At 44.6% G+C, this 25,537-nt stretch carries 26 protein-coding genes and 1 other annotated feature; all 26 genes read right to left on the reverse strand.

Features of this window, described 5'->3' with window-relative positions; genetic code table 11:
• Position 1 precedes the first annotated feature (1 nt).
• On the reverse strand, positions 2–1,015 hold the full coding sequence (gene aroF / locus BUA78_RS02800; protein ID WP_072910773.1) for a 3-deoxy-7-phosphoheptulonate synthase: 1,014 nt from the start codon (positions 1,013–1,015) through the stop codon (positions 2–4).
• A gap of 156 nt (positions 1,016–1,171) precedes the next feature.
• Positions 1,172–1,440 (reverse strand) — a binding site (T-box leader).
• Between the two features lie 121 nt (positions 1,441–1,561).
• Entirely contained in the window at positions 1,562–1,990 is a 429-nt protein-coding gene (locus tag BUA78_RS02805) for a CD1247 N-terminal domain-containing protein (RefSeq protein ID WP_072910774.1), read from the reverse strand.
• A 142-nt stretch (positions 1,991–2,132) separates the two neighbouring features.
• Entirely contained in the window at positions 2,133–2,690 is a 558-nt protein-coding gene (gene efp, locus BUA78_RS02810; RefSeq protein WP_072910775.1) for an elongation factor P, read from the reverse strand.
• Between the two features lie 20 nt (positions 2,691–2,710).
• Complete coding sequence (locus BUA78_RS02815) at positions 2,711–3,784, reverse strand: M24 family metallopeptidase (protein ID WP_072910776.1); 1,074 nt, start codon at positions 3,782–3,784, stop codon at positions 2,711–2,713.
• Positions 3,781–4,230, reverse strand: coding sequence for a type II 3-dehydroquinate dehydratase (gene aroQ / locus BUA78_RS02820; RefSeq protein WP_072910777.1), 450 nt, complete (start codon positions 4,228–4,230; stop codon positions 3,781–3,783). The genes BUA78_RS02815 and aroQ overlap by 4 nt, the downstream gene beginning before the upstream one ends.
• A 264-nt stretch (positions 4,231–4,494) precedes the next feature.
• Positions 4,495–5,838, reverse strand: a complete 1,344-nt coding sequence (locus tag BUA78_RS02825; RefSeq protein WP_175548956.1) for a TldD/PmbA family protein — start codon at positions 5,836–5,838, stop codon at positions 4,495–4,497.
• 379 nt (positions 5,839–6,217) lie between these two features.
• Positions 6,218–6,925 (reverse strand): formate dehydrogenase subunit gamma, encoded by a 708-nt coding sequence (locus tag BUA78_RS02830; RefSeq protein ID WP_072910779.1) that lies wholly within the window; start codon positions 6,923–6,925, stop codon positions 6,218–6,220.
• Position 6,926: 1 nt separating this feature from the next.
• Positions 6,927–7,937 (reverse strand): nitrate reductase cytochrome c-type subunit, encoded by a 1,011-nt coding sequence (locus BUA78_RS02835; RefSeq protein WP_072910780.1) that lies wholly within the window; start codon positions 7,935–7,937, stop codon positions 6,927–6,929.
• A 476-nt stretch (positions 7,938–8,413) separates the two neighbouring features.
• Positions 8,414–8,626, reverse strand: a complete 213-nt coding sequence (locus BUA78_RS02840; protein ID WP_011877409.1) for a sporulation peptidase YabG — start codon at positions 8,624–8,626, stop codon at positions 8,414–8,416.
• Between the two features lie 164 nt (positions 8,627–8,790).
• The gene (locus BUA78_RS02845; protein ID WP_072910781.1) at positions 8,791–10,224 is read right to left on the reverse strand and encodes a TldD/PmbA family protein; all 1,434 of its coding nucleotides are present in this window, start codon (positions 10,222–10,224) and stop codon (positions 8,791–8,793) included.
• Between the two features lie 121 nt (positions 10,225–10,345).
• Entirely contained in the window at positions 10,346–11,137 is a 792-nt protein-coding gene (locus BUA78_RS02850; RefSeq protein WP_072910782.1) for a type IV pilus inner membrane component PilO, read from the reverse strand.
• Positions 11,118–11,798, reverse strand: a complete 681-nt coding sequence (locus tag BUA78_RS02855) for a PilN domain-containing protein (protein ID WP_072910783.1) — start codon at positions 11,796–11,798, stop codon at positions 11,118–11,120. The genes BUA78_RS02850 and BUA78_RS02855 overlap by 20 nt, the downstream gene beginning before the upstream one ends.
• Positions 11,785–12,927: a type IV pilus assembly protein PilM gene (gene pilM / locus BUA78_RS02860; RefSeq protein ID WP_072910784.1), complete on the reverse strand. Its 1,143-nt coding sequence runs from the start codon at positions 12,925–12,927 to the stop codon at positions 11,785–11,787. The genes BUA78_RS02855 and pilM overlap by 14 nt, the downstream gene beginning before the upstream one ends.
• Position 12,928: 1 nt before the next feature.
• Positions 12,929–14,710, reverse strand: coding sequence for a hypothetical protein (locus BUA78_RS02865; protein ID WP_072910785.1), 1,782 nt, complete (start codon positions 14,708–14,710; stop codon positions 12,929–12,931).
• A gap of 11 nt (positions 14,711–14,721) precedes the next feature.
• On the reverse strand, positions 14,722–15,297 hold the full coding sequence (locus BUA78_RS02870; RefSeq protein ID WP_072910786.1) for a PilW family protein: 576 nt from the start codon (positions 15,295–15,297) through the stop codon (positions 14,722–14,724).
• Entirely contained in the window at positions 15,269–15,676 is a 408-nt protein-coding gene (locus BUA78_RS02875) for a type IV pilus modification PilV family protein (RefSeq protein WP_072910787.1), read from the reverse strand. The genes BUA78_RS02870 and BUA78_RS02875 overlap by 29 nt, the downstream gene beginning before the upstream one ends.
• Positions 15,677–15,688: 12 nt before the next feature.
• The gene (locus BUA78_RS02880) at positions 15,689–16,219 is read right to left on the reverse strand and encodes a type II secretion system protein (protein WP_072910788.1); all 531 of its coding nucleotides are present in this window, start codon (positions 16,217–16,219) and stop codon (positions 15,689–15,691) included.
• A 19-nt stretch (positions 16,220–16,238) separates the two neighbouring features.
• Positions 16,239–16,976 carry a prepilin peptidase gene (locus BUA78_RS02885; RefSeq protein ID WP_072910789.1) on the reverse strand — a complete coding sequence of 246 codons (738 nt, stop codon included), beginning with the start codon at positions 16,974–16,976 and terminating at the stop codon, positions 16,239–16,241.
• Between the two features lie 103 nt (positions 16,977–17,079).
• Complete coding sequence (locus tag BUA78_RS20455) at positions 17,080–17,592, reverse strand: type II secretion system protein GspG (RefSeq protein ID WP_072910790.1); 513 nt, start codon at positions 17,590–17,592, stop codon at positions 17,080–17,082.
• Positions 17,593–17,634: 42 nt separating this feature from the next.
• Positions 17,635–18,873, reverse strand: coding sequence for a type II secretion system F family protein (locus BUA78_RS02895; protein ID WP_072910791.1), 1,239 nt, complete (start codon positions 18,871–18,873; stop codon positions 17,635–17,637).
• A gap of 172 nt (positions 18,874–19,045) precedes the next feature.
• A complete protein-coding gene (locus BUA78_RS02900; protein ID WP_072910792.1) occupies positions 19,046–20,140 on the reverse strand; it encodes a type IV pilus twitching motility protein PilT in 1,095 nt (364 codons plus the stop codon).
• Positions 20,141–20,157: 17 nt separating this feature from the next.
• A complete protein-coding gene (locus tag BUA78_RS02905; RefSeq protein ID WP_072910793.1) occupies positions 20,158–21,846 on the reverse strand; it encodes a GspE/PulE family protein in 1,689 nt (562 codons plus the stop codon).
• 1 nt (position 21,847) lies between these two features.
• Positions 21,848–22,936, reverse strand: a complete 1,089-nt coding sequence (gene aroB / locus BUA78_RS02910) for a 3-dehydroquinate synthase (RefSeq protein ID WP_072910794.1) — start codon at positions 22,934–22,936, stop codon at positions 21,848–21,850.
• Positions 22,923–23,450 carry a shikimate kinase gene (locus BUA78_RS02915; protein ID WP_072910795.1) on the reverse strand — a complete coding sequence of 176 codons (528 nt, stop codon included), beginning with the start codon at positions 23,448–23,450 and terminating at the stop codon, positions 22,923–22,925. Before BUA78_RS02915 ends, aroB begins: the two co-directional genes overlap by 14 nt.
• Before the next feature lies 1 nt (position 23,451).
• Positions 23,452–24,615 (reverse strand): chorismate synthase, encoded by a 1,164-nt coding sequence (gene aroC, locus BUA78_RS02920; RefSeq protein WP_072910796.1) that lies wholly within the window; start codon positions 24,613–24,615, stop codon positions 23,452–23,454.
• Between the two features lie 27 nt (positions 24,616–24,642).
• The gene (aroE, locus tag BUA78_RS02925; protein WP_072910797.1) at positions 24,643–25,527 is read right to left on the reverse strand and encodes a shikimate dehydrogenase; all 885 of its coding nucleotides are present in this window, start codon (positions 25,525–25,527) and stop codon (positions 24,643–24,645) included.
• Positions 25,528–25,537 lie beyond the last annotated feature (10 nt).

Raw genomic sequence — 25,537 nt, forward strand, 5'->3', positions numbered from 1 at the left:
CCTATAGCTCTTTACCCATTGCAGCTGCTACCGGTCTCATTCTTTCCATTAGTTCGGAAAATTCCCGGGGATTTAAAGACTGCGGACCATCGCATAGGGCACGGGCCGGATCCGGGTGCATTTCGACCAAAAGTCCATCGGCACCGGCCGCCACTGCAGCCAAGGACATCGGGGCAACCAAATCCCGTTTACCAGTGGCATGACTGGGATCTACCACCACGGGCAAGTGGCTTAAACCTTTAATCAGCGGCACAGCACTGAGATCCAGTGTGTTACGGGTAGCGGTTTCGAAAGTACGGATTCCCCGCTCACAGAGAATTACCTGCTGATTCCCTTCGGACATAACATACTCAGCAGCCATCAGCCATTCTTCTACGGTAGCGGAATGGCCTCTTTTCAATAGAATCGGCTTCCCCGATTTACCTGCTGCTTTTAATAAACGGAAATTTTGCATGTTCCTGGTGCCAATTTGCAGCACATCTATATAGTCCAGAGACATTTGTAGGCTCTCTTCATCGATAACTTCACTTACCGTAACCATGTTGGTCTCCTGTGCAGTTTGAGCCAACAACTCCAGTCCTTTTTCTTCCATACCCTGAAAGCTATAGGGAGAAGTCCGAGGTTTGAAGGCACCACCCCTGAGCAATCTAGCACCTGCCTGACGGGCAGAGTAAGCAGCCTCCATTAATTGCTCCTTACTTTCCACAGCACAGGGACCGGCAATAACCGCTAATTCCCTTCCGCCGATGGTTACACCTTTAACGTTAATGATGGTTCTCTCTTCTTTTACTTCCCGGCTGGCCAGTTTATAGGGTTGCATAATCGGCACCACTTTTTCTACACCGGGCAAAGCTTCCAAACCCATGGACTCAATGGCCCGGCGATCGCCCACAGCGGCTACCACCGTCCGTTTCACCCCGTAAATCACCTGTGTCAAAAAACCTGCTTCCGTTAGCCTGGCATTTACCTCTGAAATGAGTTCTTTACTTGCTTGGGGTTGCATAACCACTACCATAGAAAATCCCTCCGTAAATTTTAATCTTTGAAATTTACTAAGGGACGAAAGTCAACAGACTTCCGCGGTACCACCCTTATTGGTCAACGACCCCCTCTAGGAGTACAGGACTGTCTCGTATCAAACACGGCTAAAATATAAAAAGCTTCTCATCCCAATAGGGACGAGAAGCCTAAAGCTTGCCGCGTTACCACCCTAGTTGATCTCTCCAAAAGAAAAAGAGACCCCCTTGTGCAGAGTACGGGAACCAAGTCCGATACCCCCTTCCCTGTAACGTGGGAACTACGGCCTAACCTACTTCTTTCGTTCAGTCGGCATCTCCGGAGAGAACTTCAGTCAGCCATGCCTGGAAACGCTTACAGTCGGTGACGTTTCCTCCCTGTGAGACTGGGATCTGTCCTACTTTTCTCCTTCATAGACATTCGGTATCAATTTTTATCTATTTTATCTCAGTTTAAAGCCCTTTGCAAGAAAAAATTCTTGATCCCTAAAAATAACATAAAGGAACAGCGCCCCATAGCCCTGTCCCCTGTAAACCAGTTACGATCACCTGTTATGCTCGTAGCCTTCCATATTTTCGACCTCATCAGCACTGCTATATTGATCATCGTTAATAAAAACCACTTCATCGCAGTTTGGACAGGTAACTTCAATAACATCGTCGTCTTCCAAAATGTCTGAGTGGAACATAACTGTTTCACCACAACCAGGGCAGTCTACTTCAACATAATCTTCCTCATCACAGCACTCACAGTCATTTAGATCCTCTTCCAGCGTATAAAGATCTTCATCAATGGTCTCTACATAGTCCTCCAACTGCTCCTGGGCTTCTTCCAAGCCATCCAATTGCTCAGCAAAATCCTGCAGAACGTCGATTATACCATGGAAGAGCCGACCTTCTTTGCTGTCTGCAGATAGATTCATACCATCTGCTAATCCTTGTAGATAGGCTACTTTTGACTTTAAAGTATCCATGCAAAAACCCCCTTTACTTAATACCATAAATACATTACAGTATTATTCCTCAGTTCAGGGGGTTTTAAACATAATCTGGTTTGTTTCTATCCACGCCCCGGTGGAGGGGCCACTTGCAAGCGGGCAACTTCTGGTTCTGGAATTATACCCGTTTAATATAGCTGCCGGTGCGGGTGTCTACCTGCAGTATGTCACCTACGTTAACAAAGAAAGGTACGTTAATCACTGCACCGGTTTCCAGGGTAGCCGGTTTGCCGCCACCGGAGGCGGTATCCCCTTTGATGCCCGGTGCGGTATCGGTTACTTCCAGTTCAACAGTGTTGGGTAATTCTACTCCCATAATAGCACCATTGTAAGTGGCAATGGTGAGGTTCATGTTTTCTTTCAGCCACTTAACAGCATCACCCATGTCCGCTGCGGAAATAGCAAACTGATCAAAGGTCTCATTGTTCATAACATTAAAGTTTTCACCATCATTGTATAGATACTGTACTGTCTGGCGCTCGATCCGAGCCGGGGGGAATTTTTCGTTAGGGTTGAAGGTTCTTTCAATTACAGACCCGGTACGCATATTTCTCATTTTAGTACGCACAAAGGCAGCACCTTTACCGGGTTTTACGTGCTGGAACTCCACGATTTGGTACACATCATTGTCCACCTCAAGGGTGAGACCGGTTCTAAAATCACTGGTAGAGATCAAATAATTCGCCCTCCTAAAAACTAAAGTTTTAACAATTCAAGTTTAGGTGAAGAGGTAAGTATCTCACAACCTTGTTCGGTTACCAATACACTGTCCTCTATACGCACCCCACCCCAATCGGGCAGGTAAATGCCTGGTTCAATGGTGATGACCATGCCTGGCTGCAGAATGGTATCGTCTTTGGTATTCACACGAGGTCTTTCATGAATAGCTAAACCCACGCCATGGCCAGTGCCATGACCAAAGTATTCGCCATAGCCTCGCTCAGTAATTACCCAACGCGAAGTTTCGTCGACTTCCCTAGCCGGTACCCCTGCTTTAACAGCAGCTAAACCAGCCAACTGGGCCTCCAGCACAATTTTATAGATTTCATCTTGTTTGTTCGTGGATTCACCCAGCACAACGGTACGGGTCATATCTGAATGATATCCTTGATAGATAGCCCCAAAATCCATGGTTAGGAAATCGCCCCGTTGCAGTTTCCGTTCACTGGCCACTCCATGGGGGAGGGCCGACCGTGGGCCGGAGGCCATAATGGTATCAAAGGCAATGCCGGAGGCTCCCTGTTTACGCATGAAAAACTCCAGCTCCAAAGCTAATTCTTTCTCCGAGATGCCTGTCTTAATAAAACCGAGAATATGTTGAAAGGCTTTATCTCCAATGGTCATAGCCTGCCGAATAATCGGAATTTCAGCAGAGTCTTTGATCATTCTTAGGTCTTCCACCAGACCACTGCCCGGTTGTAAGGCTACGCCCGGTAGCATATCCTTTAACTCCAAATATTCTTTGACAGTTAGGTGGTTTTCTTCAAAAGATAGCGTATCACCTTTAGATCCCTTTAATACTTGAGTCAAAGAGGCAAAGAGCGATTGCTGCTCTACTTTTATCAACTTGTAACCGGGGCATTGTTCTTTGACCTGCTCAATATACCGGAAATCTGTAAGAAAAAAACATTCCTCTAACCCAATCAGTAAAACCCCAGTGGAACCGGTAAATCCACTGAGGTAGAATCGATTTTTTGGATCGGTGATCAAAAGATAAGAAACGTCCTGTTGGAACATTTGTTCCCGAAGTCTCTTTACTCTCTGGTTCAAATTTTTTTCCTCCCGGATTGGACCAGGGTTACTGCTGCCCTTAATCCAAGCAGATAACTAGCCGGGCCAAAGCCAGTGATTTGGCCTGCAGCCACCGGAGCTATCACAGATTGATGGCGAAACTCTTCCCGGGCATGAATATTGGATAAATGCACTTCAATGACCGGAACTTGCATAGAAGCCACAGCATCCCGCAACGCCAGACTGTAATGGGTGTAGGCTCCGGGATTAAACACCACTGCATCCACTAACGAGTGTGCTGACTGAAGTTTATCAATTAAGGCACCCTCATGATTGGATTGAAAAAAATCTACTTCAGCCTTCAAATCCTGTGCCAGTACCTGCAAGCTATTATTGATTTCTTCCAGCGTGGTAGAACCATAAATACCCGGTTCTCGTTTTCCCAGGAAATTTAAATTGGGGCCGTGAAGGATCAAAATTTTCATATTTGAATATCTCCCTACAACTAGACAAACGTCATATCTGCGTTACCAGAGCACATTTTACCATATTTTCTATTAATGCGGAAGGGGTTTTTGTAGGGGCGTGCTTTGCACGCCCGAAAATCATGATCTTATGCCATTTTCTTGTGCCCTTTAGGGTATCGGGCTTGCGGACGAGCAAAGCTCGCCCCTACAGGGTACAATACACATTTTTCTAATAGAAAATTTACAATCTGTGCATTCATGCGCTTGTCGTAATAAACAACCTTAGCTGCCGCTTAAGGACAACGAAGCTATACGAACAGTGGGTGCCCCTTTGCCACCGAAGAATTCCAAGTCATTCCCTACGGCATCTACTGCACTAAGCAGTTCCATAATATTGCCTGCAATGGCTACACCACGAACGGGTTTGGTAAATTGGCCATTTTCAATCCAAATGCCTGCCGCACCTAGAGAAAAATCCCCGGAGATGGGATTCGCGGTGTGCATACCCATCACCTCGGTTACATACAGCCCATTTTTAACTTCTTTGATCATTTGTTCATGATTCATCTTGCCAGGTCGGATAAAGAAATTGGTGGTTCCTACCTCCGGTGTACCTTTAAAGGAGCCCCGGACACCATTGCCGGTGGAGGTAAGCCCCTCCTTGGCAGCGGTATAGGTATTGTACAGAAACCCTTTCAATTGACCAGCATCTATGAGCACTGTTTCAGAGGTGGGCACGCCCTCCCCATCAAAGGGTGCCGAAGCAATTCCTCCTGCCAGGCGGCCATCGTCAACAATGGTGATCAACTCACTGGCAACCCTTTGACCCACTTTCCCGGCGAACAAGGACCGACCCTTTTGGACAGCTTCACCGGACAAAGCCGGAGAAAGCAGACCCAGAAAATTAGTAACAATGTAGGGATCTAACACCACCGGCACCCGCTGAGACTTAACTGGTTTGGCTCCCAACATACGTACTGCCCGCCGGGCTGCCTCTTGTCCAATAACTGTAGGGTCTAGTTCAGCAAATTTCAGGCCATATTTCATGGCAAAACCGGTTTGACTGTCTTCCCCTTCCCCAGCCACCAGGGCACAATAAATACCGCAATAAGCCCCCTCGTAATGAGCCTGCAACCCCTGAGAATTGACAATGCTTACTTCCACTTCGGCATCCTGGTAAGCCGCACTTTCAATAATTTTTACTCTTTTATCGTAATCCTTGGCTGTTTTTTCCATTTCTACAGCCATTTTAATCTTTTGTTCCACTGTAGCTGCCCGGATGGCGGGGTCATAGAGATTAAGTTCTGGATACTCTCCCGACACCTGGGGCAGTTTATAAAACTGATCTGGTTCCGTATTGGAACCATTGGCTAAGGCTTGGTGCACCACCTGGTCTAAACCACTGGCACTAAACTCTGTGGTGAAAGCAAAGCCTACCCGACCATCGGTAATTACCCTGACTCCCAACCCCCGGTCCTCAGCTAATTTCATGGTTTCTACTTCTGCATCCCGGATTTCGATAGATAAATCTTTACTACTTAATAAATAGGCTTCAGCCATGGCAGCACCGCTCTTGGTAGCCTTTTGCACGGCATCCTGGGCTATCTGTAAATATTGTTTAGTCAAAAGAATGACACTCCTTCCTCACACATAAGTATTGTTACCGTAGAACTTTAAATTATTAGAATTGATTTTATAAGCACTACATACTACCTGCGAAGTGCTTTGGTTAGCAACTGAAAATTAATTCCCCATGTAAGTTGTTCTAGGAGAACCTATGTGAATATTTTAAAGTCCGAGTTAAATAAGTTATCCAGTGTTAATTATATCCAAAAAAACAAGCAGTTGTGTACAATATGTTCTCTTTGCAGAAAAAAATACTCTTAATTGAATAAGATCGTGACTTGCCCTTAGTACCCTTTCGCATTAGATAGTAAATGCGTAGTAACTAAACAAATTAGCTATCTACGCATTAGCTACAAAATTTATAACATTCTCAAACCCATCAATCGCCGCATTTAGGATGATGAAGTTTAATCCATTCTTTGGCTACCATGCCATGGGTAATAGTCCCAATTGTTCCAGGGTTAGCAAAGCTACCTAAATAAGCATGACCTATCACTACCGCTATTAGCGTAACTGCTGAAACACCATGAATAATGGATGCCCATAACACTATGTGGACAGAGAATTGAGCTGGGTAAGTTAATAAATAGCCGGAAAATATGAGAAAAATGCTTAAAAAAGTAGTAAGCCAGAAAAAAAGTTTTTGTCCTGCGTTAAATTTGCCGGCGGGAACATGGATTTCTTTTTTGGTTAGATATCCCCCCATTACCTTAAGCCATTCCCAATCATATTTTTTAAAGGTATTATCTTTCATCCAGATTAGGATTGATACTACTGAAGAAAGGGCAAATAGTGCAGCAAAAAAAAGGTGGATATGTAAAAGAAATTGATAACTTAAACCAAGGGTATTGTAAACAGCAAAGGCTATACCAGTAATGGCTAAAATGATCGTGCTAGCCATTCTCAAAAAATGGGATGATATTTCTAGGAAATTAAATCTTTGTATTTCCGGCTTCAATTTACCTAAGCTTTTTGCATTAGGGCCAACTGCAATATAATGAGCCACCGCTATTATAAGCGTCCCGACAGTTGCTATTACTATTAATAACCCAATATATTGGATATAAAGATTGTTTAGGCTAATCATCTTACTCCCCCCCTTTGGATGAGTTCTTGATTGTTTTAATAGCTTCAGGATTCGTTATTTCAATTTCTTTCGTTTCTGGATTATCCCCTAAATCTTCATATAGGAGTTTACCAAAACTATGGTCCCGGGTGAAATGACCGCGAAGATCTGTAGGGTTTTTCCACATAATTTCATCTTGATTAAATTCCTTACGTCCATGACAAGTAGCACAGTTTTCTTTAAAGGAGTCTTGTTTTAGCATATTCCCCTGTTTATTAGCGCTGTGGGGAGTATGACAACTTAAGCAATTTAAATAGCCGCTGGTGTAATGGTCCGAAACAAACCAATTTCGAACCCCGTAATGGGTATCTGCAATTAAAAAATTCCCATCTTTAGCCTGCTCTGGCTTGCCAAGAGTGTGACACGTAATACAGGCATTCTGATTAGCGATAATAGTTTCTGGTTTTTTTGTTTGGGCATGGACAGATCCAGGTCCGTGGCAGGTTTCACAACTTAGCCCGGCTTTAAGTCTTTTCGCTCCTACTCCTTTAGTGCTTAATCCGGGACTATGGCAATCTGCACAATTAGAATAACTTTTGGCAACCCATTCCTTTTCATTCCCATCTTTTATATCTATGGAGTGTAGCTCATAACCGGTATCCGTTTTCTCTAAAGCAGCTACTCTGTGAAAACCTGGAATTCCCTCTATCTTACTGACCACATAGTGATCCAACATTACTCCTAGGGAGTTTTTCAAATTTAATTTTGTACTTTGGAGATCTTCCCCCTCGGCACTAGCCCATATAGTGACATTTTGATCCCAGTTTACAGGATATTTATCTAAGCTTGTAAAAATTTTGGCGTGAGTTGTCATGTCATAGTGATTGGCAATATTTTGGTGGCAACTAATACAGGCATCCGAACCTATATAGGAAGCATTTTCAATAATCTCCTTATCAGCAGCACATCCTGATACTATTAATAAACCAAAAACAATGATTACAGTTAGAAAAAAGGCCCCTTTTTGTTTCATATTGTTCTCCCTTTCCGAGATAAAATTTTTCCATTTTAAAGATAATTTTGTAGTTAAATTTATTATAACCAGGAGTACCATTTTTATAGCTAAGTTCACTGGCACTGGCAAAGTTCTAGGAGTTTTAAAAAACCAAATATATTACATCCAAAAGTTTACTAATCATCTGTTAGAATCAGGGCATAAAATATAGCGTCAATCCATGGATTGGCGCTATATTTTTTAATTAACTTCTTTTGTTAACTCCTCCGCACTAAATACATAATAATTGATGGGACTGATGATCCCGGAATTGCGCCAAGGCCTTGATACAAGTGGGAGCCTTAGTTTTTCTGTCTTAATAATAACTGTAAGGTTAGTATGGATAACACCATACCCTGTAACATGATCCTTTTCTGATGGAGCCAAATTTAGTTGCATGTATGTCTTATACTTTAGCCAAAAAGTGTAAAGTAAAACCGCCCTGAGTTGGGCGGTTAGTGAACAAAGTTTTGTGTTAAGGCAAATAGCTTTCTGGCCGATACCGGATTTAGCTCCTGTACCGACGCCTCTACTATCAGGTTCGGGTCTAAAAGGGCCAATATGGCTACCTTTTCCCCAGTTCGTTGATTTGTATAAAAACCCAATACACAAAATTGCATATCCTCTCCATAAATCTTTCGGGTTACAATATCTCCTATTTTCACCACCCATTACCCCCTAGACTCCTCGTATCCAACCCATACAGGTATAAGGCCTCCTAGCGTCATTCTTACCATAACATATGATGGGTGGTAAAAAGGTGTGTCTGGCCACTTATCTGTAAATAGCAAAGCGACCCTTTGTTTGGGCCGCTTTTTATTCCTCTTCTCAGCTATATTCTCCTAATCCTCTTAATAGCAGGATTTTTATCATCATCACCGTGGGCAGTTCCACCCACCACGATTTCCGGTATGTGCATGGTAGGTTGAGCATCGGAAACTGGTGCACCCTGCCCATCCTTACCGCAGGTACCAATGGTAAAACCCAAATCAGATCCCACCATATCCACGATTTTTAATACTTCCGGTCCATTACCTGTCAGAGTAGCCCCCCGTACCATCGAACCGATTTCTCCATCCTTAATCAAATAACCCTCGGCTACATCGAAAACAAAGTCTCCGGTGGTCGTATTAACCTGGCCACCACCCATCTTCTGAACCAATAAGCCGCTTTTGGTCTCCCTGATAATCTTTTCAGGATCCATTTTCCCCGGAGCAATTAAGGTGTTGGCCATCCTTGGCAAAGGCTTGTGCTGATAGGATTCCCGACGGCCATGACCATTGGATTCTCTCCCCTCCTTAGTGGCAGTAAGATAATCGTAGAGATAATCTGTTAAGACCCCATTTTCGATCATCGTTACCTTGCGGGAGGGAACTCCCTCATCATCAAACCGGTAAGACCCATATTTATCCTGTAAGGTTGCATCATCCACCACTGTAACAAATTCAGAGGCCACTAATTGTCCCTTTTGATCCGCATATACCGACAGATTCCGTTGGGTGAGGTCGGCCTCCAAACCATGTCCACAGGCCTCGTGCACCATGGTTCCCCCAGCCTCCCCGGCCATCACCACCGGCATTTTACCTGCAGGGGCAGGTTTTGCTGTCAGCATTTGAACTGCTCTAGTTGCAGCCTGCTTGGCCACATCCTCTGGGTTTAGCCGATCAAACAATTCAAAACCACAGAGACTACCTACAGCATCGTAACCTGTTTGGATGGTATCACCTTCTGCCGCCACCGCATTAACGATTAAACGGGTGCGAATTCTTTCATCTTCTACAAAGGTTCCGTTACTATTGGCAATGATTACTCTTTGCACAGTATCACCGTAACCCACAATGACTTGTTTTATTTTTTGTGTATCTACTGCTCGAGCAGCTTTTTCTGCAGCCTTAACCACCGCTACCTTTTCTTCCGTTTTAATGTCTTCGGGACGTTTGGTAAACTGAAAGTCAACTACCGGTTTCACCGTAGTGAGGTCAATCGTAAAATCCTTTTTACCCCCCTTGGCAGCATGGCTGGCAATTTGGGCGGCTTCCAGCAAACCGGCTTTACTAATGTCATTGGTATAAGCATAGGCCGTGGCATCCCCGGATAACACTCGAATACCGGCACCTACATCAAGCCCCGAATTAACCCTTTCAATGCGTCCGGCTTCCATACCAACACCGGTTACTTGCTTGTTTTCCACAAAAACATCGGCGAAATCGCCGCCGTTTCCTAAAGCCATATCCAATACTTCTTTAAGGATTTGTTTATCTACCAAATCAATACCCCCTAACCAGAAAATCATGGTACTAGTTTAGCTCTTTTATCATTCTATTGTCTACTTTTCTATTCTTATTTATGCCAATATTATACTCTTTTCAGAAAAAAACCACGGCAAGCTATCCGTGGGTTTCTTCCGATAAAGATACTTCTTCCATAATTATAGTATTTCCTTCCACTGGCTTAACCTCAAGATACGGAGAAATTTGGCCTGGATACAAAAAGGGGTTTTCCCGTCCTACTGCCCACTGGCGAATCTCCTCCAGAGCCAACCGGGATTGTAGATCATGGGTGGAATAGGTCATCAAGACAAAACTTGCTTCCACGCTCCCAGTTGCTAAATTAAAATTTTTTTCGGTATTGATCATTCCCATTGATATTCCTCCGGAATTGTCATTTTGCTTATCGTTATCCGTTAGCTTTGGCTGGGTAATTTTTAAATCCCTAATTTCAACCGGATTAGGAAGTATCTTCTGCTGTTCCAAGTTTTTAAAATAACGTAGTATATCCAGAAAATCCCCCCGCAGGACCATGCGAAAGGGAGCTTCGTAGTAATAGGTTTTATCCTGGATAGGCAAAGGTTTAAAGCCGATAAGTTCTATTTTTTCATGAATGGTTTCTAGGGCAAGTTTGACCATGCCCGCCCCATCAGAAACCTCTGTTTTAAACTGGTTTTCCACTTGGTTTAACTTTTTTTCAGATTGGTGGATCAGATGATCTTGATTGGTACCGGATTTAGTCAGAGCTTTCACTTGTATCAACTGCTGTGTTTGTTCCTCCAATTCTGCTTTCATCTCCTTATAGGCAGTAACCTGAGGTGTCAGGATAAATTGACTAAAGACAAACCCCAGCATAACTACCCCTACTACCGAGAGCATTATTTTTTCCCGTTTACTTAGAGTCTGCAGCATTCCTGTCACTCTCTTTCAGAACTGCAATGATCGTGAATGTAAAGGTACCATCCTCATCACTCACTTCCGTATTTTCTAATTGGACGGAGGAGAAATAAATAAGATTGGTTAAATGTTTTTGAAAAACTCCAATGGAAGGAGTGGTGCCGGATTTTCCCTCGATGATCATCACACTGGGTGGATTTGGTGTGATGGTTTGTTCCGTAGGATTCCCAGTCACTGCTTGGGTGGTTTGATTAACCTCATTGCCTGGTTGGGCAGTGGTCACGGATTTTTGGGGAAGTTTCGTTTTGTCATCTACAATTTGTAAACCCGTCAACCAGAGATCCACAGGCATAGTTAGACTGATATCCTCCAGGGTGGACCCCCATACTCTTCTCGTCTCAATAATTCTCTGCAATGCTGCCGCAGTTTTTTCATTCTGTTCTTTTTTTACCGTCAGCTTCTGTACATTAGCAACCGCTACCTGGTACTGTGTCAGTTCTGTTTCTACGTCTTGCAATTGCCGGCGAAGGTTATCGGCATTGTACAAAAATCTTCCATAGCCAAGCAGCATTATGCCGACCAGTACTGAACAAAGGGCACCCATGACCAGTCGACGCTTGTCCACCTTTTTCTGCCAGCCCATAAGTTCCGGGGGTAATAGATTAACTTTGTACACTTCTCACCACCTCCCGCAGGGCTAATCCCAAGGCCACTGTATAGGAGGGATCTAAGGTTTCGTTACGTCTGTCCTTCATCGGGATCATACTACTGCCAATCTTAATAGGCAGCCTTAATTCTTCGGCCAAAAGTAGATCAATGCCGGCAAAATTTGCGGTACCACCAGTAATCACAATCCTGCTAACTTCATCCTTTTCCTGATTGCTGAAAAACTCCAGTGATCTGCGAACCTCTCGGACAAAATCACCAATTCCCTCTCCCAAAAACTCCTGCAGACCAGGGGTGTTATCGTTACCAACCGTCAGACGTTCCAGGTCGGTTTCAAAAGCTTGCCTAATGTCCCGCAGGTCCATCTGCAGATTTCGGGCTAAAGTATCAAAAATGGTCCGAGCACCTACGGGAAGCAGTCTGGTAAAAACAATTTTCCGATTCTTAACCACAATCATCTGACTGCTGCTGTAACCCAAATCCAGCAAGGCGGTAACTTCTTTGGGAAAGTCTCTATTCATACCTACGAAAACCCGCCAGATGGCAAAGGCGGACAAATCAACAGCGGCAAGCTGTAAGTTGGCGAAAGAAAAAGCACGGTGATAGAATTCCACCGTCTCTCGAGTAATGGCTGTCAGCAAAATATGACTTTGTTTGTGTCCCTCCGGGTTCTGAGATCCCAGGTTGACATAATCCAGTACCAATTCATCTACCGGAATAGGGATATATTTTTCCGCTTCCCATTTTATCGCTGTTACCAGTTCCTTAGCTGGCATTTCGGGCATGCGAATATGTCTGGTGATAATCTTAGCACCAATGGTAACGTTGATGGGACACCTTTTAACCGGGAGTTGATCTAGCAGCCTGGCCAACTCAGCCGCCAACATTTCCTCGGGAAAAGAATTCGACCCTAATTCCTGGGGAGTCTTAATGCTACCATAATAATCAATTTGCACGTCTTTGCCGGATTTACTAATTTGAACTACTTTTAGGAAGCGGCTACCGATATCGATTCCCAAGGCATAATTTTTCTTGGTTAGGAAACTAATTAACGAGGATAAGCCACCTGTCTTTGACCCTGTCCCGACATTGTTTCCCCTATTAAGATGTGCTGATAGGCTGCGTACGTTTGCTTTCACCCTAGGATTCCTCTCTCATCACCGGATATTTTTCTTTGCGTATCACTGTAAAGGGAGGTTTTGCTTTATTAAAAAAGGGTAAATTCACCAAATCTGCATTATAATGAAAGGTATGTAAGGCTGAAATATCTAAATCTCTATTTACAATAAGAGCACCCGTAACTATAGCCCCATAAATAGACATGTCGTTATTGGCATAAACCAAAGCTCGAATAGTAAAGGGGTTTTGTGTATCATACAGATTTCCTAAAATAACATTACCATTAGCAATTAACGCCATGCTATCGCTACTCTTTTCTGGTTGTAACTCCCCTGGCACATAGATATCCCCATCCACAACAATCACTACATTACCCCGGTAACGACCACTGACATATACTTTTGGTTTTAGGTAGGGTGACTCGATGATATAGATACCGCTCATTTGGGAAAGATCATATCGTTTATCAGTAGAGTCATCATTAATTTCTATTGCGGAATCATTAGGGCCCAAAAGTATTTTATGATCCTCCGGGGTACGTTGACTATACCACGCAAGGTTCTTAATAAAGGATGGCAACTTTGCTGAAACATTCTTGTTTTGGGTTTCATAGGTAAACCTATCTTTATATTCATAACTAAGATTAGGCGGAAAAACTCCCCTCACCACAGAGCCGTTAGTTTTTTGTACCACGCCGGATTTTGCAAAGACATAGCCCTTTACTTCAGAACTATCTAAGTAAATACTATTGCCCAAAACATTTTGTTCAATAGTGGTGCCAGCCGCACGAATATCGCCTGCCGAATACAAGCTGCCATTGATTTTCTCTTGGTTTTTGTTTTGGGCGGTGTTATTAATTGTTAGGCCCAATTTCGATTTAATGCTACCGGTAGTGCTATCTTGAATATTGGCCATCCCGTTAGTTAGAATGCCCCCTGCCGTAGAGGACTGGATGGTAATATTTCCTTCGGAATTAATGCTGTTAACCGTGGAATTACTGATAACAGCACCGTTACGACAGGTTATATTCCCTGCCTTCGATCCATCTCTCTGCGAATCTTCTTGAATCGTAACGGCTCCTCCGCTGTAAATATCCCCGGCAGTTCCTTTTACGGCAACATCTCCGGCCGCTGTGACATGACCCACCACGGAGCATCTATCAATGCCAAACCCGTTATAAGCATCAATATCCACAAAACCGGTGGCAGAAGTAACCTTGCCATTAACCTTAACTCCCCGCAATCTTGCATAACTGTCTGAATGTAGATTGCCCTTAATCAGAACTTGACTGATATCTGTGTAACCTTTTACCGTTATATCAGAATTCATTGTAATACATTGCCCCGACAAATCCCCACTGTTAATAAGATTACCACCTACCCACACGCCTCGGGCAAAATCCATATCATTATTCAGTTGAATTACGGCCTCCAAGTATTTGGTGATATTCCCCAACGTTCCTACAGATTTGAATCGATATTCCCTCGTTCCTATTTTCTCTACAGATACTTTGTAGGAACCATCAGCAACATTTCCCAGGGCATACTCGGTAAGGGAAGAGGTGGAACTCATGCCATATAATTTATCCTGGGCAGTATTCAGCTCAGTGGTTGCTCGAGCCAGGGCATGTTCCAAACCGCTTGCCGCAATATAGTAGCACTGCAGTTGCTGTTGCCCCAGCACACCTGATTTTTTATTTTCGGTGGCAATGGAAAAGGCAGCGGTGCTAAGTAACACCGTAAAGGATATAACCATCATCAATAACAACATGGCATATCCTTGTTCATTCTTACTGATTGGCATAAGCAAACCCCTTAGTACCGAACATCTCTCAGAGATGGCAGGGAAACTTCTGAACTCATCACAATGTCTTTAGACAGAAATTTAGAACCGCCGGTTAAGGTTATTCGCACACTGGTGGCATACCAGATACCCTCTGGGGCATTGCTATAGGGGATGGGCGTATCGATACGCTCCACTTGCATGTGCTTGATAAACAGACTAATGGTGTTGGCAGGATTAGAACCCACTTTACGAACCAATTCGTTGGTAGCCTCATCAGTGATCTCACTTTGAGCGGGAAGCAGATAGTACGTAACCACCATATCTTTGCCGTTCGATTTGGTGGTGGTAAACTCCAATTGACCATTTTGAGCGGACTTCAGTTCTTTACAGGTCATTAATTCCCTGGTCATTCGGTCCAGACTTATTCTCAAATTGTCTACAACTTCCGCTCTCACATCGTTTTGGCGAAAGAGGTGGACACTTTGTTGATAGATCATTAAAATGGCTGAAAGGATAACTAACAAAATAACCATTGAAATCATCACTTCCACCAAGGTAAACCCCTGGTTGAAATGGTTAGTCTGCTTGTTGGTCAGCTTTAACATCTCGGTTTGTCTTCTCCATGGTTAAAGATACCTGTCTTTCTACCTGGCCAACCAGATAATAAATAATCACTGTGATGGTCTTAGCTTGATAGCCCCTGACATGGGCCGTCTCCTTTACCGCAACAGCATAATCGTATCCCGGATTATTGGGATAGGTTTGTTTATTTACCGAGTTAATATCGCAAAAAGGCGTGTTACTATACTGCTCCAGCTTACTTTGAGCTAAATAGAGTGCGATAGTTGATTTCTGCGCCTCGACAGCATGCAAATTACTGCGAACAAGCAACTCAAATAAGGGGATTAAAACGACACTCAGAAGTAGGACGCTAATGACAACCTCAATATAGGTAAAACCATTTCTTGCTTTTCCCTTAGGCAATCAGCTCTCCCCTTATGAATCCTGTGATTTTGGCAATAGATTACTCAGTCGAACTCTACCCGCCCCGGTGGCAACAATAACATAGAGCCTCTTGCCAGTCACAGCACTACTCAGTGTTATCGTACCACCAGTACTAACACTGCCATTTTTACTAATGTTTAATTGGTTATTGTTTAAAGATGTAGCAAGGATACTGATGCCTTCGGGCAATTTGATCATTCGCGGCGGCCGATACTGGACTTTACCGGGAGAAACCGAAATTACTTCGGTAATCGTATAGGTATTGATACCCTGACCGAATTGCATACTATTGGTCAGAATCGTATTATCTAAAGCCATTGATTTTTGCTGTAACGATCTTATCTCAACCTGCATTTGTCTGGCGGCTGTGTAAAGTTTGTAATCACTAAAGGGGCGGCTGTAATTAGGGAGCGTTATCGCCACAACAACCCCTAAGATCATCATAACAACCACCATCTCCACGAGAGTAAAGCCCTTTTTTGAACGAACAAAGTGTAAAAGCTTTATTTTAAGATTTTTCATTTTATGTAAACCTCTTATTTTATAAGAGACTCGTGTACCAATGCAAAATCTGGTCTCCCCATAAAAGTGTGATAAAGGCAGCCAACGCCATAAAAGGTCCAAAGGGAATGATGTCCTTCGGGGATTTGATTTTTAAGAGGATTAGGAAAATGCCTACGATTCCCGCTAGAAAGCAGGCCAAAAACATGGCCAACAAGGCATTGGGCCAGCCTAAATAGAGGCCAAGCACCGCAGCCAGCTTACTATCCCCCATACCTAGGCCACCCTTGCTAACGAACGTGATCATAAGGAAAAGTCCTCCTGCAGCAGCTAAACCGGCAAAGGAATTTAGGTAGTCTACGGTTGTAAAAGGCAGGAAGGCTATCCAGGTGATTAGAAGAAAAATTAACATTTTATCCGGGATGATGTAATGGTCCAGATCTATGAAGGAAATAACGATCAGAGCAGAAATTAGGAGTAATGCCTGGATAGTAACTATGGAGTAGTCAAGTTTGTAGGCGGTTGTGGCAAATAATAAGCCCGTAAGTAGTTCTATGATAGGGTAGCGAAGGTTGATGGAGTCATGACAAAATCTACACTTTCCCCATAACCATAAGTAACTGATGACAGGAATTAGATCTCTTTTTAAAAGTCTATTTTTGCATTTGGGGCAAGCAGATGGTGGTGAAACAATGGATTCTCCCCGTGGAGTTCGATAGATACAAACATTTAAAAAGCTGCCTAAAATGAGACCCAAAAAGAATAAAACTATGTACATTTCACGAAATATCTCCATAGAAATTTCTATCTTGATAATAACTGAAAGGTTAGTATGGATATGGTGTTACTATTTTCTAATGAAACCAAAGTGTCTTGTCTTATTAGGTGCTACCATCACTTTTCACACCGGTTATTGTTGTTACTTTTCCTGTTGTAGGAGCAGTAACACTATCTTTGTTACCAGATATGGTAATATTGCTCTCCTTATCAGTTGCTTGATCGGAGCCATAACAATATAATTTGAAGCCTGTCACTTTGGAACTCTCTACGGTTGCATCGTAGAAATATGCATTTCCCCAGGGATCCTTAATCGCATCGCTACTACCCCATTTTAGCCCGTTGTCCTTTAATACCTTTGCAACGGTGCCATCGGTATCGTCATTAGATTTCATAGGATATTGCCCTTTCTCAGCATAATAGATGTTTATTATATTGGCCATCGACTTCATCTCTACCTCTGCCCGAGCTGTTTTAGCCTTATCAGCCTGCTTGGAAAACTGGGGTATAGTAACGGACGCCAGAATACCGATAATAACAATCACTACCATCACTTCTACCAGGGTGAAACCTTTTTGTTCCGTAAGCTTTTTCAGCAAAACCTGACACTTTTTCATTCCAGGTCCACCCCTTTCCTTTGTAGACTATAAAATAAACCGCTATAAGGCACTCATTCCTGCACTGCTGAAGATGGTAAGCATCGGCAGCAGCATTGAGATCACAATAAAGCCAACGACCAAACCCATGATCATCATCAAAATAGGTTCCAGCAGAGAAGATAACCGGGATACCAGATCGTTGACATCACGGTCATAAAAGAGGGCTACCCGTTCCAGCAGATTATCCAAAGTGCCGGTATCCTCGCCAATGGCTATCATCTTCGTTACCATGGGTGGAAAGACCCCGCTGCGTTCCAGCGGCTCGGCTATGCTTAAACCCTCCCGGACGCTTTCCTCTGCCTTTGCTACGGCATTACTCACCAACTGGTTGTCGGCAGTCTTTTTTACCACTTCCAGTGCCACCAGAATGGGCACCCCGGCATGTAGCAGTGTACCGAGGGTTCGGCAAAACCGGGAGATAATCACTTTTTGGCTTAATTTACCAAACAGCGGCAGCTTTAATTTTAGTCTGTCGGTGACCAAGGAGCCTCTTTCAGTTCTGGTAAAACGTCGCAGAGCCAGCAGGATTACAATCATGCCTGCTAGGCTCAAATACCAGCTATGTTGCAGAAAATTACTGATACCCATGACAATCTTGGTCGGCAGCGGTAATGCTACGTTCATGTTCGTGAGCATGGTAATAAATTGGGGTAATACAAAGGTCAGCAAAACCGCAACGACAGCCAGTGCTAAGCAAATGACCATGATAGGATAGGTCATGGCCGACTTAACTTTTTCCCTGATATCGTGCTCCTTTTCAAAGTGATCTGCCAGACGAAGCAGTGCTTGATCCAGCACACCGCCTAATTCACCTGCCTCCACCATGCTAATAAAAATATTGGGAAAGACTTGGTGATAGCGCTTTAGCGATTCTGCCAAGGTGCGGCCAGCTGCCAACTGTTCCCCTACTCCTACCAGGATTTCTTTTAATTTTTTGTTTTCGGCCTGCTGGATTAAGATATGAAGAGCTTGAAGAATCGGGATACCCGCTTCGATAATGGTGGCGAACTGACGACAAAATACAGCCAAATCTTTAAGTTTGACCCTTGGCAGGGCCAATCCCATGCCACCTTTGGCCAAAAATAGTTCCCTTTTCTTTCCCGGTGCAAGTTTAATAGCTACAATATACAAGTTACGCTCCCGTAATTGGGAAGCTACGGTACTTTCTTGGGGAGCCTCTATGAAGCCTGTCTGCAATTGCCCGACGTTATCCCTGGCACGGTATGCATATTGAGGCATAAGCAACTCCATCTGTTGGTTAAATATATCTTGAGAAAGAAAATTCCCAATCAGTATAATTATTTGATAAATTGGATAATTCAGTTAACAATATTCTACAAAGAAGCCACTATATCCTTTTATACTTAACTAAAGTGGTTAATTTTTATTTTTTTGGCAAAAATTTGACAAGCTAAATCATTCTTTTCAGAGCTTCTGTGTCAACACTAAATGCCAAGGCCTGCTCCAGAGAAATTTGGCCGGCTTGATAAAGAGCTTTTAATGACCCGTCCATGGTTTGCATGCCATACTTGGAACCAGTTTGCATTTGTGAAAGGATTTGGTAGGACTTCCCTTCGCGGATTAAATTGCGGATGGCTGGCGTGGCTACCATGATTTCACAGGCCACGACTCTGCCCTTTCTATCTAGGCGGGGGATTAGTTGTTGGGAAACCACCCCTTGGATGGTATTAGCAAACATAGTTTTTATTTGCTGCTGTTGGTGCGGAGGAAAGACATCGATAATCCTGTCGATGGTCTGGGCGGCACTGGAGGTGTGCAAGGTAGCCAGCACCAAATGACCGGTTTCTGCCGCAGTAATGGCAGTGGAGATGGTTTCAGTATCACGCATTTCTCCCACTAGAATAACGTCGGGATCTTGCCGCAAAGCGGAACGGAGCGCTACGGTAAAATTATCGGTATCTTGGCCAATTTCACGCTGGTTGATCATACATTTCTTGTGGCAATGCAGAAATTCAATAGGATCCTCCAGGGTGATAATATGTAATCGCTCTTCGCTGTTGAGTACATCAATCATGGCGGCTAGGGTAGTTGATTTACCACTGCCCGTAGGCCCTGTAACCAAGAGTAAACCCCGGGGCTGTTTGGCTAATTGGACTAGCACATCGGGCAGACCCAAATCTTGATAGGAAGGGATGCTTTGACTCACCAGGCGAATCGCAAGACAGCTGTTACCCCGCTCTTTATAGGCATTAATACGGAAACGGCTGACTCCGGCAATGGCATAGGAAAAGTCATGTTCCCCGGTAGCCATAAATTTTTGGAAGCCTTCGGGTGGCATCAGCTGTTTAGCCATAGCATTCATTTGATCGGGAAGTAATTTTACTTGTAAGTCTTCGGGTATCATATATTTATTTCTTGCAAACCAGGGATCATCCACAGGCAGTAATTGGCCACTTATTCGGAAGACTGGTAGACAGGCCACGGCTAAATGCACATCCGAAGCCCCTGCCTCGCAGGCTATTGTGAGCAAACTATCTATATCCACACCTGCCTCCCCCTTTTTTAATCCTCGTCTGAGTAGGCTACGCGCATCACTTCAGAAATGGTAGTTAACCCCTCCATGGCCTTGGCAATTCCATCTTCCTTTAGGGTAACCAGTCCCTGTTGCAAGGCCTGCCGTTTAATTTCGTCAGATGAGGCCTTTTCATTCACCAATTTTCTAATCTCCCGAGTCAACGTTAATACTTCCTGAATGGCAATCCGTCCTCGGTAACCGGTATTGTTACAAACCTGACAACCCTGGCTGCGGTAAAGACGAACCGGCGCATTAGCTCCTAGCCCCATAAAAATCCTCTCGGGGCTATCCGGGGCAGGGGTATATTCCAGCAAGCAGTGTTGGCAAATCCTTCTGGTTAAACGCTGAGCCACCACACCCAAAACCGAAGAGGAGACCAAAAAGGGCTCAATGCCCATATCCATCAAACGGGTTAGTGCTCCCGAAGCATCATTGGTGTGCAAAGTGGACAGCACAAGATGACCCGTGGTGGCAGCCCGTATGGCTATTTCTGCTGTTTCTTTATCACGAATTTCACCAATCATAATGATATCCGGATCCTGGCGAAGGATAGCCCGCAAGCCAGTGGCAAAAGTCAACCCGGCCTTGGGGTTAATCTGGGTTTGGCTGATCCCCTCCAGCATATACTCTACGGGGTCCTCGATGGTGACAATATTTCTTTTCATATCATTGATTTGGGCTAGGGCTGAATAAAGAGTGGTGGTTTTACCACTCCCCGTAGGACCAGTAATAAGGAACATACCATAGGATGTATTCAACAATTTTTGGAATTTCTTCTTGTTCTCCTGGGAAAACTCCAGTTGCTCAATGCCTGTGACCTGGTTGGCTTGATCCAATACCCGAATTACTACTTTTTCTCCCAAAACCGTGGGCATGGTAGAAATCCTTAGGTCAAGCTCCCGTTCCCCGTACTTGATTTTAATACGGCCATCTTGGGGAACTCTTTTTTCTGCAATATTTAGCTGGGAAAGAATTTTAAACCTGGATGTCAGGGAAGCCCGGGACTGTTTAGGTAGTACCATACCTTCCCGAAGCACACCATCTATACGGTAGCGGACCTTCACCCCATTTTCCGAGGGCTCTATATGGATATCACTGGCTTTATCATTGATTGCTTGCATAATAATAGAGTTAACTAACCGCACAATGGGAGCTTCATCCATCATGTCATCGGGCTGTTCCAAATGAAGGGCTTGGTTCTCTACCACTTCAAAATCTTGTAATTCCCTTTCCAGTTCCGGCATGCCGTAGAATTTTTGTAATGCGTACTCGATGTCCCTTTCCGAAGCCGGTACAGTGTCAATTTCCAGGCCAGTGATTAACCGCAAATCATCAATAGCTACTAAATTTAAGGGGTCCACCAGAGCCACGGTAAGAGTGTTGCCCTCTTTGGATACCGGCAGGGCTTTATACCGACGGACAATATGTTCCGGGATCAGATTCATTAGCTCCAGATTCATCCAATAGCCCGGAGCTACCTGGGGAATACCCAATTGAGCTTCTAACATGTTGGTCAAATCCCGCTCTGTAACGAAGCCAAGCTTTAAGATTTCCCCCAGCCTGTCCCCGGTATGCTGCTGAATTTTCAGAGCATCATTTAATTGTTCCTGTGTGATAATTCTATTTTCAATCAATATATCTCCCAGGAGTTTTCTGCTCTGTTTTGGTGGCGGCACACTAACTCACTCCATTAGTAAATAAACCAGACAATTGATTCTCAGGAAAATCCAGGGAAATTTTCGCCTTGCCAATGCCTAGCGGTAATATTAGGGTTAACTTGCCATTGTTCACTTTTTTATCATAAAACATTAATCTCGTTATGCTTTCTGGTTTCAGATCCGCTGGAATTGCCGTGGGAAGATCTACTCTGTCCAATAAAGAATGAATCCGTTGATAATCATGCTTTGATAATAACCCCTGCTGCAAGGCCAAACGAGCTGCCGCCACCATCCCCACAGCAACCGCCTCACCATGCAAGTAACGTTCATAGTTCGTTAGAGACTCCAGGGCATGACCCACTGTATGTCCATAGTTTAAAATAGCCCTGGAACCTTGCTCGGTTTCATCTTGTTCCACCACGGCTGCCTTGATTTTGCAGCAGGTTTCTATGGCATACTCCAGAGCTTCGGGTTCTAGCTTTAATAAATTGATGCTATTCTCTTCTAACCAGCTAAAAAACTCTGCATCCCAGATGACCCCGTACTTAATAACCTCCGCCAAACCTGCCCTTAACTCCTTAGCACTTAGAGTATGTAGCGTGGACACGTCAATAAGTACCAGCTTTGGTTGATAAAAGGCACCGATAATATTTTTGCCCCGGGGGTGATTTACGGCCACTTTCCCACCAACACTGCTATCTACCTGTGCCAGCAGAGTGGTAGGCACTTGAATGAAAGGAATACCCCGCATGTAGGTAGCCGCCACAAAACCCGCCAAATCACCCACTACGCCGCCGCCCAAGGCCAGCACCGCGCAGGTACGATCAAGACCGAAAGCAAAGGCTGCATCATACAGTTTTGCTGCTTGTTCCAGTGTTTTAGAAGGTTCTCCTGCCGGAATTTGGACCATCGTAACGGAAAATCCAACACCGGATAGCAGGTCCTTTACCTTATTGCCATAAAGCAAGCCAACCTGAGTATCTGTAACCAATAAGATCTTTTTTCCCAGGGACAAAGCAGCCAATTGCTCTCCCAGTTGCTGCAACAACCCTGTCCCGATATAAATGGGGTAACTACGACTTGCCAATTCCACTCTAACAGTTCTCACCCCAGTACCCCCTTTCCAGCATAAACTGGATGATCCTGTCTACTATTTCCTCAGGGCTAAGCTTATCGGTATTCACCGTCAATTCCGCCATCTCATAGGCACTCTGACGTTCCTTAAGCAATCGCTGTACCGTTACCATTAGATTTCCCTTAGCCAGCAGGGGGCGGGTTCGTTTATTTTTTACACGTCGGCAAATGGCTTCCGGAGATGCCTCCAGACAGATCAGCACACCGTTACGCTGCATTTTTTCTACATTGCCTGAGTTGAGAACCAGACCTCCTCCGGTGGCAATTACTAACCTCTCTTTATCTGCCAATTTGCTCGCCAGCAGGGCTTCTTCTCCCCGAAAACGCTTGAACCCATGCTTAGCAAAGATTTGAGACACCGTAAGCCCGGTAATTTCTTCAATGGCCTGATCGGTATCAATAAAAGCATAATTAAGCCTACGGGCCAATCTCTTGCCCACGGTACTTTTGCCTGTTCCCATAAAACCAATCAGAACAATATTTTTCATCTTACACCTGCCTTATGCGATGCTGCCAATTCTGAACTCTATCTTTTATCTCTTCCAGGCTATCGCCACCAAATTTTTCAATCATAGCAACTGCCAATTCCCAGGCCACCACCGCCTCTCCCACCACACAGGCGGCAGGAACAGCGCAAACATCAGATCTTTCCACGGAAGCGGCAAAGGGTTCCTTGGTTTTTATGTCTACACTGAGCAACGGTTTATAGAGGGTAGGAATGGGCTTCATAGCTGCCCTTACAACCACCGGTTCACCATTACTGATGCCCCCCTCAATGCCACCGGCACCATTGGTCTGACGATAAAAACCCTGGTCCGGGGAATAGACAATTTCATCATGCACCTGGGAACCAGGAAGGGCCGCCGCAGCAAAGCCTAAGCCTATTTCCACACCCTTAATTGCCTGAATCCCCATCAGGGCACCTGCTAAGCGACTGTCAAGTTTACGATCCCAGTGGACATGACTACCCAAGCCAACCGGCAAACCATAGGCACGGATTTCAAATACACCGCCCAACGAATCACCCTGTTCCTTGGCTCTGTCTATTTCTTGCATCATAGCTGCCTCTACTTGACTATCCGGGCAAAGAAGTTGTGATTGACTCGCTTTTGCTTGTAACTCTTTCGGCTGCAAGTTTTCTACCAAGGCTGCTTCCACCGAACCAATACGCTGAACAAAACCTAAAACCGTGATGCCCAATTCCTCTAACAGTCGGCGGGCAACCGTACCTACCGCTACTCTGGCTGCAGTTTCCCGAGCACTGGATCTTTCCAAAACATTACGAATATCTTGATGATTATATTTAATGGCCCCGGCTAAATCTGCGTGCCCCGGACGGGGCCGGCTCACCGTTCTTTCTGCTAATTTAGCTTCAGACCCCGCTGCCATAATCTCTGACCAATTAATCCAATCCTTGTTGCTAATTTGCATCGTGATGGGACTGCCGGTAGTAGAACCCCCTCGCACACCGGAGAGAAATTGCACTTGATCCTTTTCAATCTTCATACGCCCGCCCCGGCCATAACCTCCCTGACGTCGAGCCAACTGTTCATTGATATAAGATGCCGAAATTGGTAATCCTGCCACCATACCTTCCACAATGGCTGTTAGGGCGGGACCATGGGATTCACCTGCCGTCAAAAACCGTAACATCAAATCACTCCTAACCATTCTACTAAACTACGATTTGCCTTCTGTAACAAGCTGTCTTGCCAATGCCTCTTTCATGATCTCTATGGGTGCAGACTGACCGGTCCACAGTTCAAAGGCCAATACCCCTTGATATAAGAGCATCCCCATACCGTTTAGTACAGTAGCCCCTTGGACCGCTGCTTGCTGTAAGAAAGAAGTTTGCCGGGGAGTATAGATTAAATCACAAATAAGTTGTCCAGAGTGCACTGCCGCAAAAGGAAACTCCGGGGCAGCTTGCCAATTGGGCCACATCCCAAGAGAAGTAGTCTGCACCACTAGGTCCACTCCGGTCACTGTTTCTTTTGGCATCTTTAAGCCCCAGGGTAAAACTTCTGTATTCGTTCCACAGTTCAAAGCAATCTCTTTGGCTAACTCTCTGGCGGTTTCCGTGGTGCGATTGGTAAAATAAATAGCTTTACATCCCGACAGGGCCAGAGTAAAGGCAACCGCTCTGGCTGCTCCACCAGCTCCTATCATCAGCACAGTTTTACCCTGGGGCCTAAAATCAGCTTCTTCAGCCAAGGATCTAATGAAGCCCGCACCGTCGGTATTATAGCCTACCAGTTTGCCACCACAGTTAACAATGGTATTCACTGCACCAATCTTGGCGGCGGTCGGTTCAATTTCATCCAGTAAGGGAATAATCCGCTGCTTATGTGGCACAGTTATGTTAACTCCGGCCAGATTCAGGGGATGAATACCCTGAACAGCCTTGGCTAGATGATCGGGGTGTACCGCAAAGGGTAGATAAGCCCAGTTTAGCTCGCTACTCTGAAAAGCAGCATTATGCATTGCCGGGGAAAGGGAATGTTCTACCGGGAAACCAAACAGCCCACACAACTTTGTTTCTCCGTTCAAGTTAGGAAAGCCCATCATTTACCTC

The sequence above is a fragment of the Desulforamulus aeronauticus DSM 10349 genome, assembly GCF_900142375.1.
Taxonomy (GTDB): Bacteria; Bacillota; Desulfotomaculia; order Desulfotomaculales; family Desulfotomaculaceae; genus Desulfotomaculum; species Desulfotomaculum aeronauticum.

Excerpts from the sequence above, each read along its gene's own strand:
- BUA78_RS02880 (WP_072910788.1), bottom strand. The coding sequence starts at position 16,219 with ATGAAAAATCTTAAAATAAAGCTTTTACACTTTGTTCGTTCAAAAAAG.
- BUA78_RS02850 (WP_072910782.1), bottom strand. The coding sequence starts at position 11,137 with ATGCTGCAGACTCTAAGTAAACGGGAAAAAATAATGCTCTCGGTAGTA.
- BUA78_RS02885 (WP_072910789.1), bottom strand. The coding sequence starts at position 16,976 with ATGTACATAGTTTTATTCTTTTTGGGTCTCATTTTAGGCAGCTTTTTA.
- BUA78_RS02805 (WP_072910774.1), bottom strand. The coding sequence starts at position 1,990 with ATGGATACTTTAAAGTCAAAAGTAGCCTATCTACAAGGATTAGCAGAT.
- BUA78_RS02915 (WP_072910795.1), bottom strand. The coding sequence starts at position 23,450 with ATGAAAAATATTGTTCTGATTGGTTTTATGGGAACAGGCAAAAGTACC.
- BUA78_RS20455 (WP_072910790.1), bottom strand. The coding sequence starts at position 17,592 with ATGAAAAAGTGTCAGGTTTTGCTGAAAAAGCTTACGGAACAAAAAGGT.
- aroE (WP_072910797.1), bottom strand. The coding sequence starts at position 25,527 with ATGGGCTTTCCTAACTTGAACGGAGAAACAAAGTTGTGTGGGCTGTTT.
- BUA78_RS02895 (WP_072910791.1), bottom strand. The coding sequence starts at position 18,873 with ATGCCTCAATATGCATACCGTGCCAGGGATAACGTCGGGCAATTGCAG.
- BUA78_RS02865 (WP_072910785.1), bottom strand. The coding sequence starts at position 14,710 with ATGCCAATCAGTAAGAATGAACAAGGATATGCCATGTTGTTATTGATG.
- aroF (WP_072910773.1), bottom strand. The coding sequence starts at position 1,015 with ATGGTAGTGGTTATGCAACCCCAAGCAAGTAAAGAACTCATTTCAGAG.
- BUA78_RS02830 (WP_072910779.1), bottom strand. The coding sequence starts at position 6,925 with ATGATTAGCCTAAACAATCTTTATATCCAATATATTGGGTTATTAATA.
- BUA78_RS02835 (WP_072910780.1), bottom strand. The coding sequence starts at position 7,937 with ATGAAACAAAAAGGGGCCTTTTTTCTAACTGTAATCATTGTTTTTGGT.
- aroC (WP_072910796.1), bottom strand. The coding sequence starts at position 24,615 with ATGTTACGGTTTTTGACGGCAGGTGAATCCCATGGTCCCGCCCTAACA.
- BUA78_RS02870 (WP_072910786.1), bottom strand. The coding sequence starts at position 15,297 with ATGTTAAAGCTGACCAACAAGCAGACTAACCATTTCAACCAGGGGTTT.
- aroQ (WP_072910777.1), bottom strand. The coding sequence starts at position 4,230 with ATGAAAATTTTGATCCTTCACGGCCCCAATTTAAATTTCCTGGGAAAA.